This window comes from Bifidobacterium longum subsp. longum JCM 1217 (assembly GCF_000196555.1).
In the GTDB taxonomy this organism is placed as follows: domain Bacteria; phylum Actinomycetota; class Actinomycetes; order Actinomycetales; family Bifidobacteriaceae; genus Bifidobacterium; species Bifidobacterium longum.
Map to the genome: position 1 here is coordinate 1,455,607 of NC_015067.1, position 15,795 is coordinate 1,471,401.

Below are 15,795 nucleotides of genomic sequence, written 5' to 3' on the forward strand. Positions count from 1 at the left end.
TGTTTATTATATGCCGCATATCGCCAATCCCCGCCTCGATAGAGGAGACGCGCTAGACTGGGGCCAGCGATAGCAGGAGCTACCGGCCCACCAACCTCACTACGGGAGTGATTCCATGACGAGTAAAACACCACGCACCGGAAATCAGTATTCGATTCACTATGGCGATTATTCCGCCGTCATCTGCGAACTCGGCGCCAAGATTCGCCGATTCGATTATCAAGGCAAGGAAATTTTCTGCCCGTTCGGCGTCAACGACCTGACCCCCACCTGTAACGGTTATGTGCTGGCCCCGTGGCCAAACCGCATCGAAAACGGCGAATACGATTTCAATGGCAAGCATTACTGCGCGCCGGTTAACGAATATCATCCCGCACCGCGCAACAATGCGAACCACGGATACGCCTACCACTACATGTGGAAGCTTGAATCGTTGACCGATAGCGCCGTGACGCTTTCGCTGCGCTTCCCCAACTTGGACGGATACCCGTTCGATGTGACCGTGACCGTCACCTACGAACTCGGCGACAACGGCATGACCGCGACCGTCAATGCCCGCAATGATGGCGACGAACCGGCACCGTGGGCTCTCGGCCTGCATCCGTGGCTGGCCAACGGCAAGCAGGGCGCAACTGCCGCCGAACGCGATGCCGACTCCGCCGCCTGCCACCTGCAGATTAAGGCCGCCAGTCATGTGACGGTGAACGAGGCGCTGATTCCCACCGGCACCGAACCGGTTACCGGTATCTACGACCTGAACGATGGCCCGACGCTCGAAGGCCGAGCCTTTGATGATGCCTGGGTTGACGTGGAGCGTGCCGCCGATGGTACGACCACCACCACATTCACCCGCCCGGACGGTATCGAAGTGAAAATCATTGGCGATGAGACGATTAATGCTTGGCAGTGCTACACCGCCACTGGCGCACCGTTCGCCGAGCATCCGTATGGCATCGCCGTCGAGCCGATGACCGCCCCGGCCAATGCCTTCCGCACTGGTGACCACTTGGTGACGCTCGCCCCCAACGGCGACTACACCACTGTGGTCCGCTACGAAGTAGTCCAGAAGTAGTTCTGTTACGCTGGCTCCCCTCCAGAGGGGAGCCAATTTTTTATCCTTATGTGCCGCCGCGTCTTGGGACTTATGCGATACGATTGTGAGCGATAACAATTTGTTCCACAAAGGAGTGTGCACTATGGCTTTGAAGCCTCGCACTGGTAACCAATATGTCATCTCGTCCGGCGAATGGAGTGCCGTCGTCACCGAACTGGGTGCCAGCCTGCGCGAGCTGAAGTGGCGCGGCGAAGACCTCATCGTCCCCTTCGACCCGAACAAGGTCATTCCCTGCTGCAACGGCTGGGTGCTGGCACCGTACCCGAACCGAGTGACCAATGGTCAGTATTCTTTCGATGGCGAAGACTACCAGATGCCGATCGACGAGTTCGACCGCCAATCCTCCCTGCACGGCTATGCCTACCGCTACATGTGGGAGCTCGTTGATTTGCAGGAATCACACGTGACGCTCTCCTGGCGCTCCCCCGACATCGCCGGCTACCCGTTTGATATCACCATCACCGCCACTTATGCACTTGACGAGAACGGTCTCACGGAAACCTTCACCGTGCACAACAACGACAGCGTGAAGGCACCGTGGGCATTTGGCATCCACCCGTGGCTGGCCAACGGCAAGCACGCCACCGGTCAGGCCATTACCGCCGACAACGAGCCCTGCCGTCTTGAGCTGCACTGCGACACCCACGTGACCGTAGACGAACACCTGCTGCCCACCGGCGAAGAGCCGGTTTCCGGCATCTTCGACCTGCGCGATAACCCCACGCTGGAGGGACGTGGCTTCGACGATGCCTGGACCGATATCACCAACCGCGGTGAAGATGGCAGCACTTCCGCCGCGTTCACCCGCCCCGACGGCATCAAGGTCACGCTGACCGGCGACAAGACCATCAACTCCTGGCAGGTGTGCACCGGCAACGAAATCGGCGAGAAGGCTCGTCAGGCCGGCGTGGCCGTCGAACCGATGACCGCCTACGCCGACGCCTTCCGCACCGGCAAGGATCTGGTTGTGCTCGAGCCGGGCGATGACTACACCACCGTGGTCACCTTCCACGCCGAACAAATCTGAAAAACCGAATAACCAAGCCTGACGATCATCGCCACATGGACACACGTGTTGCATCACGTCGTACTTATGTGGCATAATTCCGAAGGCTTATTTTTTTACTGCAGCAAAGGAGTCCATCATGGGCATGCGCGGACGTAAGCGCAAGGATCGTCGTAAGAAGGCCGCCAACCACGGCAAGCGTCCTAACGCCTGATTCTTCGCGTTTCTTATAGAACGCTCAAGGCCCGTCTGATGATACATCAGACGGGCCTTGTTGTATATGTCGTTACTTATCTTCCCCGCAGCAGTGATCAAGCGTGGCCTTGAGCCGGGCCATCAGACATTCGGGCGCCACATCCGGGCGCAAGTAGGCACGCAACGCGGCAATCAACGCCTGTTCACGCTCGTCGCAGCAGGTACGGGGGTCAAAACAGTCGCCCTCCGTAACGATATGCACGTCTGTCTGGACCGACGCAGCGGCCGAGCCGGTATCTACTGAACGATGATGCACCGCCGTGATATGCACTTCGGTCTGGCTTACCGTGCCATCGGCCGCCGTACGGGTTATGGAGATATGGCGAGTACGCTCTACCGGCTGATCGTTCATCAGATCTCCTTTCCCGAAAGCTTGCTTGACTGTTGTGGCGTGCGGGCGCCAGTCGCATGACTATGTCTCACTACGGCTTGCGTGTCGCCATTGCTACCAACAGTTTGTTCACTACTTTCATTATGGCCGGAATCGGCGATTCGACCAACGTTTTCGCTCAACTTCGCGGATGGTGAACCAGCCGACGAACCAGTCACGTACCCGCGCTCTTTCGCATACGAGGCGAGCTCACGCTTGAGTTGCGTGCGGGCGCGATTCAGGCGGCTCATTACCGTGCCGATTTTCACGCCCTGCTCATCGGCCACCTGCTGGTAGGACTTGCCGTCGATGGCGGCGTCGATGAACACCTGCCGGCGTTCCGGCGAGAGTTTGGCGAGCGCGGCCATGATTTCCTCGGGCGCGAAGGCGTCCAAATATTCCTCTTCAGCGGACTTGAGCCCGTCCGACGTATGTTCGGCGGCATCGTAAATGTCCCAATCGTCGTATTCGCCAGTGGAGTCGTTGGCACGCTGCGGGCGCCGCTTGGCCTTGGCATACTGGTTGAAGTAGGCATTGCGCTCGATGGTGGTCATCCACGCCTCGAAGTTGGAGCCCGGCTGAAATGAGTCGAAGGCCTTGAACCCGCGTTCGAAGGTGTCCTGGACCAGATCCTGCGCGTCATCGGGATTGTTGGTCAGCCTCATCGCCTGCCGGTACAGTGCATTGACGGCGGGCATGGCGAGCTGCTCGAATCTGGCGCGCTTGGCTGCCATGGACTCGCCCGATCCGGCTGACTGCCCGGATTGCGTAGTTGCTTCGCTTGTCGTCACGGTTCACCATTCTAATCAAATCATGTGCCCATATCGTGGTCGATGACGTGTGAGCCACAACACGCTGCACCCCACCTGTAGAATGGCGTATCGGCTAGATAATAGGGAGAAACAATTATGGCTTTGACTTTGGCTTCGGCCGCTGACCTGCTCAAGGAACACCATCTGCTGCGTGAAATCATCCAAGGGGATGTCTGGACCGACGACCCGGCCCGTATCGCTTCGGCGGATGAACCGTTCGCCGGCATCACCTACGACACCCGCAAGGTCACGCAGGGCACCCTGCTGTGCTGCAAGGGCCGATTCAAGGCCGAGTATCTGAACGGCATCGACGAAGCCGGCCTGGCCGCATACGTGGCCGAAACCGAGTACTCAGCCGCAACCGCCGCCCCCGGCCTGATCGTCAACGACGCACGCAAGGCGATGAGCCTGCTGTCCGCCGCGTTCTACGGATATCCGCAGAACGAGCTCACGGTCATCGGCGTCACCGGCACCAAGGGCAAGACGACCACCTCGTACTTCACGCAGGCGCTTATCAACGCCGTCTCCGGTGGCAAGGCCGCATTGTTCTCCTCGGTCGATAATTGCCTTGACGGCCACACCTACGTCGAGTCCGATCTGACCACGCCCGAATCGATGGACGCCTTCCGCATGATGCGCGAGGCGGCCGATAACGGCATGGAGTATCTGGTGATGGAGGTCTCCTCCCAGGCGTACAAGGTGGACCGCGTCTATGGCCTGACTTTCGATGTGGCCGCGTTCCTGAACATCTCCCCCGACCACATCAGCCCGATCGAACACCCCACGTTCGAGGATTACCTGTATTGCAAGCGCCAGATCATCGCCAACGCGAAGTCGCTGGTACTCGGCGCGGACAGTCTGCACGCCGATCTGTTGCGGGAGGACGCGGCGGCAGCCGGCATCGGCGCAACCACCTTCGCCCTGCATGACGCGGATAATGCCGGCACCAGTGCGGACGTCGTCGCCTGGCCCGCCGACACGGCGCACGCCTCCTTCCACATCGCCGACGGAGATCAGACCCTTGGCGACTACCATCTGTCCATCGATGGCGACTTCAACTACCTCAATGCGGCGGCGGCCATCGCCATCGCCCATGCGGCTGGCGTATCGCTCGATGACGCCGACGCACTGCACGCCATCGAATCCGTACGTATCGCCGGCCGTATGGAACAGTTCCGCGACCCGCAGTCGAACACGCTCGCCATCGTCGATTATGCGCACAACTACGCATCCGTCACCGCGCTGCTTGACTTCGTCTACGAGCGTTGGGGCGAGGAAAACCCGCGTATCACGCTGGTGACCGGATCGGCCGGCAACAAGGCCTACGATCGCCGTAAGGAAATCGTCGAGGCTGCCGAGAACCGCATCGCGAACTTCATTTTCACCGCCGAAGATACGGACACCGAGCCGTTCATCGACATCTGCATGGAAATGCAAGGCTACATCACGAACAAGGATGTGGCCTCCACGGTGATTTCCGACCGTCCGACGGCCATCACCAACGCCATTTACGATGCCCGTGCGCACGCCGACCGATTCAACATCCTGCTGATTATCGGCAAGGGCAACGAGCGTTGGATCAAGGACCATCACAAGCATGTGCCGTTCGACGGCGACGATCACGTCGTCGAACGCATGTTTGGCTTGTGACGGGATTCCAGCCAATCAGATCCTGATCGGATCCCGATTGGCCCACATCAGATCACGCGCAATACGACCAAACCAGAAACACGACATACGGATACGAACGAAAAAGGATAGCTGAATCGTAATGATCACGTTGGAGAAAGTTGACGGAGCCACACTGGAAGCCGAAGCCGAGAAGGCCGGCATCACATTGCCCATCGAACAGACCAAGGTTTGGTCTGGTTTTCAGGCGGATATCGACGGACGCACGCCATGGGGCGATTATCTGATCAAGCGTGATGGTGAATTGGTCGCCGTGATCTCCTTTATCGATTTTGAGACGCACGGTTATCATTATCTGCGCTCGATGCATGGGCCGGCGTGGGCTGCCAAGCCCACCGAAGCTGAGGAGCGCGAGGTCGTCGACGCCATCGTGGACACCGTCAAGAAGGCCGACAAGAACATCGCGTTCCTGCGTATCGACACCTGGTTCGCCGATGGTACGGAGAAGGTGCTCTCCACAGTGCCGTACGACCAGACCGTGGTCATCGACGTCACCGGTGGCGATGATGAGATTCTGGCTCGGATGAAGCGTCGTGGACGCCGTGACGTGCGCAAGTCTCTGCGTGAGTGCCCGGCCGAGGTTGCCGATGAGACGGATAAGGCGCTGGCCGATTTCTCCGAATATTACGATGTGATGGTCGAGACCGGCCAGCGCGATGGATTCACGCCTGCTCCGATGAGCGACTACTCCGATATGATCGGCGCGTTGGGTGCCGATCATTGCCGTGTGTTCGCCGCACGTATTGAAGACCGTGTGGTGGCATGGTCGATTGTCACCGTGAATGGCACACATGCGGTGCGCTACTATGCCGGCATGCGCAACGAGGTTATGCGTCTGCATGTGACCGACAAGCTGCTGTATTCCGAATGCTGCATCCTGGGCTCGCAGGGTATTACTGAATACGATCTCATGGGCATCGGCTCCGATTTCGCGCCGTCTCTCAAGGGCCTTAACGAGTTCAAATGCAAGTTCACCGAGGAAATCACCCCGGTGGCCCCCGCCCGCGACGTACCCATCAAGAAGGTCTTCTACAAGACGCTGCAGACTGTACAGGGCGTGCGCAAGGCATTGCGCTAATACCGCCCCGCTCCCGCTGGCGGGAGCTGTCGAACGAAGCGAGACTGAGGGCGGTCTTTCGATATGGACCGCCCTCTGTCACCTGTGGCACCAGTTCCTGTCAGCGGGAACCATTCGTTTATCGTTCGAGTTTTTGACTCACCACGGCTGTTACGCCGTCGGCTCTCATGGTTACGCCGTAAAGCGCGTCGGCAATCGACATGGTGCGTTGCTGGTGCGTAATGATGATGAGCTGCGCATGGGCGCGTAACTCATTGAACGCATTAATCAAACGGGTCAGGTTCACGTCGTCCAACGCGGCCTCGACCTCGTCCATCACATAGAACGGGCTGGGGCGGGCGGTGAAAATCGCGAACAGCAGCGCCAGCGCGGTCAGCGAACGTTCGCCGCCGGACAGGAGGCTCAGCTGTTTGACGCGCTTGCCGGCCGGGCTGGCCTCGACCAGTACGCCGGTGGTGAGCATGTCTTCCGGGTTTTCCAGGCGCAGTCGCCCGGTGCCGCCTGGGAACAGCGTGGCGAACATCTGCTCGAACGCCTCGGCGGTATCGTCGAACGCGGATTTGAACACCTGGACCATCGTGGAATCGAGATCCTTGATGAGCTGCATCAAATCGTCACGTGATTTGACCACATCGTTGCGCTGATCATTGAGATACTTGTTCCGCTCCTCAAGCGCTTCGAATTCCTCGGTGGCCAAAGGGTTGATCTTGCCGAGTGCGGCCAGATCGCGGCGAGCCTTATCGAGACGCTTCTTCTGCTCCTGACGGTTATACGGCACGGTCTTAAAGAGGGCGGAATCGCCGTTGGTGCCGGCCTCTCCCCCGGTTTCTCCCTCTTCGGTCCCAGCCTCAGCTTCCGTCTCATCCAACGGCACAGGGTTGCCCTCATCATCCAGCACGGGCACCGGCTGTTCGGGGCCGTAATCACCAACCAATTCCTCCAAAGTGAGACCGAGTTCGTCGGACACTTTCTGCATGAGCTGCCCGGATTCGGCGGCCAACCGTTCGCGGTTTACATCCAAGGCATGTTCGCGCCCGGTCAGATCGGTGACCTTGGGCTCGATCTGGTTGCGCTGCGCGCGCAGGGCCTTGAGTTCCTCGTCATGGCTGGAGGCGGCGGCCTGCAGCTCGTCTCGTTTGGCGGCCACGTCATGCAGCGTATGCTCTACCATGGCGGCCACTGCTCGCGCGTCATCGGCCACGCCTTGCAGGTGTGCGGCCTGCTCGCGTCTGCGATCGTTCAACGCCTCGATGCGGGCGCGGCGTTCGGCGGCTTCTTTGGCGTTGTCCCGCAGCAGCCCGGCCTGTCGGCTCAGGGACTCCCCTTTGCGGCTTGCCTCGGTCCACGCGATTTTCGCGGCGACCTCATGCTCGCGAGTCAGGTTCAGTCCGCGCTCCAGCGTACGTTCGCGTTCATCGAGTTCGTCGAAATCGGCATGTTCCGCTGTGGATTGCCGGGCCGATGCCAAAGCGCGATTGAGGTCGTCAAGCTTGAGCTGATGCTCGTTGCAATTCTCTTGGGTCTCGGTGATTTTCCTATCCAGCTGCTCGAGCTGACGGGTGAACGATGCGACGCGATCTGTGGCGGATTTCAGAGATTTCTCCGCCTGCTGGGCTTTGAGCCGGGCTTCGGTGCGTTTGGCGGATTCCTGGTCGACGAGTCGAGCCGCTTCATCGCGCTTGGTTTTGGCCTCGGCCACTTGCTCAGCCATTCCGCCGTCTTGGGCGGTCAACTGTTTGACCTGTGCCAATGCTTTGTCTCGGCGGGCGGCCAGAGACAGGTCCGATTGAGAGATTGAAGAGCCGCCGACCGCCGCCACGCCGTGTGTGAAGGTCTCGCCGTTCTTGGTGACGGCCCGCATGGCTTCGCCGAATGCCACAATCTGTTGGGCTTCGTCGGCGGTGCCGGCCGCGGCTACATCAGCCAGCAGGAGACGCACGGTGCGCACGACCGCTTCGGCCTGTGCCGGGTTCTCGGCATCCGGGTTCGCGGTGACGAGTGCTGCCAGCGCGTTGCCCGATTGCGGAGCGGCCCCCGCGTTCTCGGCGCTACTCTCCTCCGACTCCGTGCCCGGCTCTGTGGCGGGATCGCCGGCAATGCTCGCGGTCAGCACCACGGCTTTGCCGAGCTTATCTTCCCGAGCGCGTTCGAGGGCGTGCAACATGTTGCCTGCCGCGGGTACCACGATGGCGCTGGCATACTGGTCGAGCGCGTGGGCCACGGCTTCTCCCCAGCCTTCGGCCACATGGATGAAGTCGGTGAGTCGGCCAAGCGAGGCCACGTCCGTATCGCGCTCCAACGATCCGGAGGCATTGCGGCTGTCTAGCGTGTCGGCAAGCGCATCGGCCTTGGATTTGAGCGAGATGATCTTGGACTGTATCTCGCGCTGCTTATCGGCGCGTTCATTCAGTCGTTCGCGGCATTCGGCGAGCGTTGCACGTGCGGCGTCCAATGCGGCACCGTCATCGTCGGCAATGGAGTCCGCTTCGCTGCGCAATGCGTCCAGCTGTTGCTGGGCATCGTCGCGCTGGGAAGTCAGCGAGTCGCGTTGGGAGGCGTAATCCTTGGCGCGGCTGGTCGCCAGTTGTACGGCGGATTCCTCGCGGGCGATGAGTTCGCGCAGTCGGGCGATTTGCGCATCGCGTTCCTGTGCGGTTTTGCGCAGTTCCGTCAAGGTCTGGCGGACTGAGGCAAGCTTTTTCTCGTCGTCGGCGCGTTCCTCGGTGGCCTTGTCGAGTGCGATGCGCGCATCGGCCACGGCCTTGGTTTGTGCCGCTGCCTGAGACTCCAGTTCCTCGGCTCGTTTGACAAGCATGCCGGGATCCTCACCGAAGTTGGTGACGATCTGGCCGGCGAGTGACCGGCTGCGCTCTTCGGCCAACTGGGCGAGCGCGTTCAGTCGTTCACGGGTCTGCGAGAATTCATGCCAGTATTGGTTGGCCTTGGCGATGGCCGGACTGGATTCGGAGCTCAACGCCTCGACCTGTTCGATGCGTACTTTGACTTGGGCGAGTTCACGTTGGGCGACGGCCAGCTGGTTACGCACAGCGCCAAGCTCTTGACGTACCGTGTCGCGACGGCTCATCGAGCGTTGAGCGTCTTCGGCGTACAGGCGGGCTTGGGCGTCGCGTACGGATATCTGAATCGCGTCGGCGCGCCGGGAGATACGTGCCTGGCGTCCGAGGGGGCCGAGTTGGCGGTGAATCTCCCCCAGCAAATCGTCGAGTCGGCTCAGGTTCGTTTCGGTATTGGCCAGCTTGCGCAACGCGCGTTCCTTGCGCTTGCGGTGCTTCAGGATGCCGGCGGCCTCTTCGATGAACGCACGGTGGCCGGACGGGTCGGCCTTCAGAATCGCATCCAATCGTCCCTGGCCTACGATCACATGCATCTGCTGGCCAAGACCGGTATCGGAGAGGAGTTCCTGAATGTCGAGCAGGCGGCATTGCGAGCCGTTGATCGCGTATTCGGAGCCTCCGTTGCGGAAGATGGTGCGGGAGATGGTGACTTCCGTGTAATCGATATCGAGCGTGTGATCGGAATTATCGATGGTCAGGCTCACCTGTGCACGGCCTAATGGCGGGCGGGAGGACGTGCCTGCGAAAATCACGTCCTCCATCGAAGTGCCGCGCAGGTTTTTGGCGCCCTGCTCACCCATTACCCAGATCAGGGCGTCGACGATGTTCGACTTGCCCGAACCGTTGGGGCCGACCACCGCCGTGATGCCGGGCTCGAAGCGCAGCGTGGTGACGGAGGCGAAGGATTTGAATCCGCGGAGGGTGAGTTCCTTGAGATACATGGCGTGAGACTGTTTTCCGTATGCCGGGTGTCCGGGTATCCGATATGCCTTGGATGCGGGTTACCGGGCGTCGGCGGAATCGTCGGTGTCGGCGCTGGCTGTGTCAGTGCTGTCGGTGTCGGCACTGGCCGTGCCGGTGCCGGCGTCACCGGCCTGTTCCTTACCGAGGCCGAGGACGTCGAACACGTCGAAGTCGTCCGGGCTTACCGAATCCTCGAGGTTGTCGGCGGCCTCATCCTCGGCCTTGTCTGCCGGCTGATCCGAATCGTCCGGGTCAACCGCCGGCTGATGAACGGCCATAGCCTGCCTCATCGTGGGGCTGGCGTGTTCCTCAAGCATCAGGCGTGCGTCGCCGGCGGTGACGAAGCTGCCGCAGATAAGCACGCCGTGGCCGTAGCCCACGCCCAGCTCGTCCTCGGCATCGACCATATTGACGGCGGTCTGAATCGCGTCAGGCAGGTTCGCTTCCTTGATCACACGGTCACGGCCGAACACGTCCACGGCAATCTTCTCAAGCTCGTCGGCCGGCATCACGCGCTCGCGCCACGAGTTCTCGGTGACCACCACGGAGCTCAGGATCGGCTCCAGAACACCCAGATATTCCTCGACCTGCTTGTCGCGCATCATGGCGACCACACCGACCAGCTGCTTGAAGTCGTAGCTTTCCTCGATGGCCTTGCGCAGGGCTTCGGCGGCATTCACGTTGTGTCCGCCATCCAGAATGATGGTCGGTGAGGTGCGGATCTGTTCGATGCGTCCGGGAATCTTGACCGAGCTCAACGCCTCGGCCACCAAGTCGCCGTCCAGCGGGCCGTTGACCGGAATCACCACTTCGGAAGCGGCGAGCGCGGCAAGCGCGTTGTGGGCCTGATGCTCGCCGAACTTGGCGATCGGCACGCCCTCGTAAGTGCCGTTGGGCGTGGTCAGGGTGGCGACTTGGCCGCCGACTGCGGCCATACGGTCGGACGCGGTCATTTCGTAGCCGTCGCGCACGAGCATGGCGTGGTTGCGTTCGGCGGCTTCGGCGAGAATCGGCATGACGGCTTCCTCATGCGGCTGCGGGCCGATGATGGCGGTGCAGTTCGGCTTGATGATGCCGGCCTTCTCGGTGGCGATCTGTTCGACGGTGTCGCCCAGCCACTGCATGTGGTCCATGTCCACCGGGCCGATGATGGCCGCATCCGCGTTGAGCACGTTGGTGGCGTCCCACAGGCCTCCCATGCCGACCTCGACGATGGCCACGTCCACGGGCGTGTCGGCGAACTTCCAGATGGCCATGGCGGTGAGCACCTCGAAGAAGCTCATCTTCGGCTTGCCTTGCTCCTCCATCTTGGCGTCCACCAGGGCCACGAGATCCTTGGTCTGGTCCCAGATGTCGATGAAATCGTCATCGGACAGCTGCTGGCCGTCGATGGCGATACGCTCGTTGATCTTCTCCAGATGCGGCGACGTGTACAGGCCGGTGCGCATACCGTAGGCGCGGCAGATGGCCTCGGCCATGCGTGCGGTGGAGCCTTTGCCGTTGGTGCCGGTGATATGAATCACGCGGAACGACTGCTCCGGGTGGCCCAGGATGTCGAGCATCAGGTTCATCCGGTCGAGATCCAGATTGGTGGTGTTATGCTCCGGCGGGCGGCTCATGATGTCCAGTTCGACGTCCCGCATGCTCTCATTGTTCCGATTCGGATGCTCGAATGACATATCCTCTTCTAACCTCTGCTCGTGTTGCTGTTGCGCCGTTCGGAGTGCGTATGCCACTTACGTGTTCGCGCCATTCTCGTCATGTCTACGCATGCCCGCATATATTCCGCTTCCGCATGCGCAGGAAGTTCCCCTTGCACAGGTTTGCTCTGCATGGTTCGGGATTCTTGCCTTCACGCGTGGAGCCGCACTCCCTCAATTCCCTCTATCCTAGCCGCCGGGGTGGTTTATCGTGCGCGCACAGTGAAACCGTCTCATATGTCGCCGCCGCGCGGGCAGTCTCTACCTGCAGCCACGCACAGTGAAGCCGTCTCATATAGTTGCAATGCGGCTCTTGCCGTCGGCATCCCATTCTTAGTCGGCTGCAATCCAAAACTTGTATGTCCGGCGACGCTGATGCTATTCAGCGTCGGTACAGTGCCAGCTTCTGGCGGTACACCGACGCTATGATGCTCTTGCGAGTCGGTGGCTGGCCAAAACCTGGATTAATCCCGACTCCATCGCCTCTCAGTGTCGTCTCCTCGCCAAGGCATGCCATTCTGCCGTCGTTGAGAAATTTCAACGTCGTCAATCGACCATGTCTTGCCCCGGAAACGACTCTCACAAACGTCCTCTACATCATCTTTTGAACTCGCAGAGGCTCATTCACTGTTATGACTGCTCTCACCGTCGGCAGCCGTCCAAGCCCTGGATCTATGCCGCCAATAAATTGCAGCAAATCGTCGGCCCCGATACAACCATTGGACTCACGCCGACGCTAGATTCCACACTCAGACAGAAGCCAGCCAATATCTGAACCAGCACCGACGGCGTACAAAGCATAAGCACCGTTAACCGTCAATTCGCCGCCCTCTACCAGCTACATCCGCCTTCGCCGATGATATCTTGTTCGAATCCCCAAAGCACGTTGTTCGAATGACATTACTGATGGTGGATAAGTTTTGTGTGTTATCCACTATTCCGAATTAGCGGCCTAATACCTTGAAATTATCGGGAGTATCTCGCTCCAAGACAGCCAAGCTCCGAGGCTAGAACCACAATGGCTGAAATTCATACTTACGCTGCTTCGTTCCGGCTACGCTCGACGTCATGAAGACACACAAAGCAGTGGCCTCGCTCATATCAGCCGCGCAGAATGAGCTGAGATGCGTCTATTCAAGAAATGAAGCGGAACAGACCGCTCTACGCCGCCGTGCCCAGAGTGGTGAGTTGTTGAAAGTGTATGACGGCATTCCCAGTCTTTATGCAAATACTGCATACTGGGATGGTTTGACGCCGCCGGAGCGAACGTTGCATATAGCCCGCGCTCTTGCGCAAGAGCATCCTCAGTGGGTTTTTGGCGGCTTGGTGGCAGTAAGTGCCTATGGATTCGAACATCAATGGCATTTGCATGATGACTGCATAACCATCGTGACTTCCGATCATGGATCTCGTCAATGCCATCAGCGCTTACGACATGTCTATATGCCCGATATGAACAATCCGAAGACACATTACGAGGCCTCCGGCCTATCCCTGATATCACCGGCTAGAACCTTGGTCGAGGCCGCTATAGACCTTGATTTTCGGTTTGCGTTACCGATCTTTGACTCGGCCCTTGCCAAGGGAATAACCAAGGAAGAGATAGCCGCCGACTGCGTTCAATGGAGAATCGATTATGCCCGAGTATTCCGCCTGCTGCGCTATGCAAACGAAAGGAGCGAGAATGGTGGAGAATCCCTCGCGCGAGGCACCATCATCGAAGATCGCTTCCTCACGCCGCGTATTCAGGTAACGGTGACCGACCCACAGACGAATACCGAGTACCGCGTTGATTTCGTATGGAAGCTCGATGACGGGCGCGTGATAGTGGCCGAATACGACGGCACACAAAAATACGTGGACCCAGCCATGACCGATAACCGCAGCATTCAGGAGGTGGTGGCCAAGGAACGCGCACGCGACGAGGGACTGAAACGAGCCGGTGCCACCGAAATCGTCCATTTCACATACGCCGACGTCATCGAACGTACTCCGCTGCGGGTAAAACTGATCAAAGCCGGGGTGCCTCAGGTGGAGACCTCCGCATAGCAGTGAGTCCCGCGACGCGATAAACCTTCATCGCATGGGTTCACATGGATTCAGCCCACAGAATATGTCAATATCAATCGGCAAGCTCCAGCCCAAGCCCATGCCCCTCTCCTTCCCTACCGAGAACAATAAACGGGCCCGCATTCCAGCCCGCCGCACTCGCCATATGGGCATATCCGGAAGACCGTCCAAATTCCGTACTTGGTTTTACCGTCAGCCGTCAATCGTGGCACATCGCATAAAGCCGACTAATATGAGGTGGGAATCGATGATTCGACAACAACTACATACAGGAGAGTGGCAATGGGTGAAGTGATCACCGCCAAGGACAAGGAATATGAGGCCGAAGAGCGCGCTACGGCACCGGGCGCGAACCAGTCGATGAGCGACCGCGTGAACAACCGCTCGCTGCGCCCGCAGTCGGCCGCATTCAAGGAGTTCATGAAGTCCGGCTGGGCCGACGATGATCCGGAGATTAATCCTCTCGAATCCTCCAAGTTCACGCCAGCCCGCCTTGAGGCGCTGGGCAAGGCCTTCCCGGGCGAACGTCTGGTCATTCCGGCCGGCCAGCCGAAGGTGCGCAACAATGATTGCGATTACATGTTCCGCCCGGACACCACGTTCGCCTACTACACCGGTCTGGGTTCCGATTACGAGGCCGGCGCCGTGCTGGTCCTGAACCCGGTCGACCCCGACTCCCCCGAAGCCGCCGCCGGCAAGACGCACACTCCGGAACTGTTCGTGGCGCCGCGCGCCGACAATTCCACCGAGGACTTCTTCATGTCCGCCCACTACGGCGAATACTGGGTTGGCCCGCGTGCCGGTCTCAAGGAGATGCAGGCGATGACCGGCATCGAAACCCACGACATCGCCCAGCTGGCCGACGCCCTGTCCAAGGACGTGGGTGCCGAAGCCGGCGCCGTACGCGTGCGCGTGGTCAGCGAAACCGACCCGCAAATCACTTCGATGGTTGAATCCATCCGCGAGGCCAACGGTTTCGCCGATCCGGACAAGAACTCCGCATCCGACGACAAGCTGCACGAGTTCGCCGCCGAGGCACGCATGGTCAAGGACGGCTACGAAATCAACGAAATGCGCAAGGCCGTGGACGCCACCAAGCATGGCTTCGACCGTCTGCTCTCCGCACTGCCGGCCGCGCTCGACAAGCCGCGCTCCGAGCGTATCCTCGAAGGCGCGTTCAACGCCGTGTCCCGTGAACTGGGCAACGCCGTCGGTTACGACTCCATCGTGGCTTCCGGCCCCCACGCTCCGATTCTGCACTGGATGCGCAACACCGGTGTGGTGAAGACCGGCGACATGCTGCTGGTGGATGCCGGCGTTGAGGTCGATTCCCTGTACACGGCCGACATCACCCGCACCTTCCCGACCAACGGCAAGTTCACCGACTTCCAGAAGCGTCTGTACCAGGCCGTGCTCGACTCGCAGCAGGCCGGTTTCGAAGCCGCCAAGCCGGGTGCCACCTACTCCGACATCCACCACGCCTGCATGCGTGTGATCGCCGAGCGTCTGCACGATTGGGGTCTGCTGCCGGTGAGCGTCGAGGAGTCGCTGTCCCCGCAAGGCCAGCAGCACCGCCGTTGGCTCGCCTGCGGCGTGGCCCACCACCTGGGTCTTGATGTGCATGATTGCGCGCAGGCCCGTTTCGAGTCCTATCAGGGCGCGCCGATTCGCCCGGGCATGATCTTCACGATCGAGCCCGGCCTGTACTTCCGCGAGGATGATCTGCTGATTCCGCCGGAATACCGCGGCATCGGCATCCGCATCGAGGACGACGTGCTCATGACCGAGAACGGCCCCGAATGGATTTCCGCCGGCATCCCGAAGCAGATCGACGACGTCGAAGCCTGGATGGCCGAGCAGGCTGCCCAAGCGAAGTAACCTAA

General features: G+C 60.1%; 11 protein-coding genes. 7 read left to right on the forward strand and 4 right to left on the reverse strand.

The window, feature by feature from the left end:
• Positions 1-115: 115 nt before the first annotated feature.
• The 3 genes from BLLJ_RS06410 (at position 116) to BLLJ_RS11620 (ending at position 2,334) form a co-directional block, all read left to right on the forward strand.
• On the forward strand, positions 116-1,072 hold the full coding sequence (locus BLLJ_RS06410) for an aldose 1-epimerase family protein (protein WP_007054437.1): 957 nt from the start codon (positions 116-118) through the stop codon (positions 1,070-1,072).
• 124 nt (positions 1,073-1,196) lie between these two features.
• On the forward strand, positions 1,197-2,141 hold the full coding sequence (locus BLLJ_RS06415; RefSeq protein ID WP_007057264.1) for an aldose 1-epimerase family protein: 945 nt from the start codon (positions 1,197-1,199) through the stop codon (positions 2,139-2,141).
• A 118-nt stretch (positions 2,142-2,259) separates the two neighbouring features.
• Positions 2,260-2,334, forward strand: a complete 75-nt coding sequence (locus BLLJ_RS11620) for a 50S ribosomal protein bL37 (protein ID WP_003817083.1) — start codon at positions 2,260-2,262, stop codon at positions 2,332-2,334.
• A gap of 72 nt (positions 2,335-2,406) precedes the next feature.
• On the opposite strand, the gene BLLJ_RS06420 is transcribed toward BLLJ_RS11620, so the two are convergent.
• Entirely contained in the window at positions 2,407-2,727 is a 321-nt protein-coding gene (locus BLLJ_RS06420; protein WP_007055264.1) for a hypothetical protein, read from the reverse strand.
• Positions 2,727-3,479 carry a sigma-70 family RNA polymerase sigma factor gene (locus BLLJ_RS06425; RefSeq protein WP_007057260.1) on the reverse strand — a complete coding sequence of 251 codons (753 nt, stop codon included), beginning with the start codon at positions 3,477-3,479 and terminating at the stop codon, positions 2,727-2,729. Before BLLJ_RS06425 ends, BLLJ_RS06420 begins: the two co-directional genes overlap by 1 nt.
• 174 nt (positions 3,480-3,653) lie before the next feature.
• On the opposite strand from BLLJ_RS06425, the gene BLLJ_RS06430 reads away from it, so the two are divergent.
• Positions 3,654-5,207, forward strand: a complete 1,554-nt coding sequence (locus BLLJ_RS06430) for a UDP-N-acetylmuramoyl-L-alanyl-D-glutamate--2,6-diaminopimelate ligase (protein WP_013582813.1) — start codon at positions 3,654-3,656, stop codon at positions 5,205-5,207.
• A 121-nt stretch (positions 5,208-5,328) separates the two neighbouring features.
• On the forward strand, positions 5,329-6,324 hold the full coding sequence (locus tag BLLJ_RS06435) for a lipid II:glycine glycyltransferase FemX (protein WP_013410747.1): 996 nt from the start codon (positions 5,329-5,331) through the stop codon (positions 6,322-6,324).
• A gap of 118 nt (positions 6,325-6,442) precedes the next feature.
• Here the strand turns inward: BLLJ_RS06435 and smc are convergent, their stop codons facing one another.
• Together smc and BLLJ_RS06445 are read right to left on the reverse strand one after the other, a co-directional pair.
• Positions 6,443-10,120 (reverse strand): chromosome segregation protein SMC, encoded by a 3,678-nt coding sequence (smc, locus tag BLLJ_RS06440; protein ID WP_013582814.1) that lies wholly within the window; start codon positions 10,118-10,120, stop codon positions 6,443-6,445.
• Positions 10,121-10,180: 60 nt separating this feature from the next.
• Positions 10,181-11,785, reverse strand: a complete 1,605-nt coding sequence (locus BLLJ_RS06445) for a bifunctional folylpolyglutamate synthase/dihydrofolate synthase (RefSeq protein WP_007052575.1) — start codon at positions 11,783-11,785, stop codon at positions 10,181-10,183.
• Between the two features lie 1,254 nt (positions 11,786-13,039).
• On the opposite strand from BLLJ_RS06445, the gene BLLJ_RS06450 reads away from it, so the two are divergent.
• Positions 13,040-13,891 carry a hypothetical protein gene (locus BLLJ_RS06450; protein ID WP_007057256.1) on the forward strand — a complete coding sequence of 284 codons (852 nt, stop codon included), beginning with the start codon at positions 13,040-13,042 and terminating at the stop codon, positions 13,889-13,891.
• A gap of 303 nt (positions 13,892-14,194) precedes the next feature.
• Positions 14,195-15,790: an aminopeptidase P family protein gene (locus tag BLLJ_RS06455; protein ID WP_013582815.1), complete on the forward strand. Its 1,596-nt coding sequence runs from the start codon at positions 14,195-14,197 to the stop codon at positions 15,788-15,790.
• The last annotated feature ends 5 nt before the right edge of the window (positions 15,791-15,795 follow it).

What these genes read in the sequence shown, in the direction of transcription:
- BLLJ_RS06410 (WP_007054437.1), top strand. Translation starts at nt 116, where the DNA reads ATGACGAGTAAAACACCACGCACCGGAAATCAGTATTCGATTCACTAT.
- BLLJ_RS06415 (WP_007057264.1), top strand. Translation starts at nt 1,197, where the DNA reads ATGGCTTTGAAGCCTCGCACTGGTAACCAATATGTCATCTCGTCCGGC.
- BLLJ_RS06420 (WP_007055264.1), bottom strand. Translation starts at nt 2,727, where the DNA reads ATGAACGATCAGCCGGTAGAGCGTACTCGCCATATCTCCATAACCCGT.
- BLLJ_RS06425 (WP_007057260.1), bottom strand. Translation starts at nt 3,479, where the DNA reads ATGGCAGCCAAGCGCGCCAGATTCGAGCAGCTCGCCATGCCCGCCGTC.
- BLLJ_RS06430 (WP_013582813.1), top strand. Translation starts at nt 3,654, where the DNA reads ATGGCTTTGACTTTGGCTTCGGCCGCTGACCTGCTCAAGGAACACCAT.
- BLLJ_RS06435 (WP_013410747.1), top strand. Translation starts at nt 5,329, where the DNA reads ATGATCACGTTGGAGAAAGTTGACGGAGCCACACTGGAAGCCGAAGCC.
- smc (WP_013582814.1), bottom strand. Translation starts at nt 10,120, where the DNA reads ATGTATCTCAAGGAACTCACCCTCCGCGGATTCAAATCCTTCGCCTCC.
- BLLJ_RS06445 (WP_007052575.1), bottom strand. Translation starts at nt 11,785, where the DNA reads ATGCGGGACGTCGAACTGGACATCATGAGCCGCCCGCCGGAGCATAAC.
- BLLJ_RS06455 (WP_013582815.1), top strand. Translation starts at nt 14,195, where the DNA reads ATGGGTGAAGTGATCACCGCCAAGGACAAGGAATATGAGGCCGAAGAG.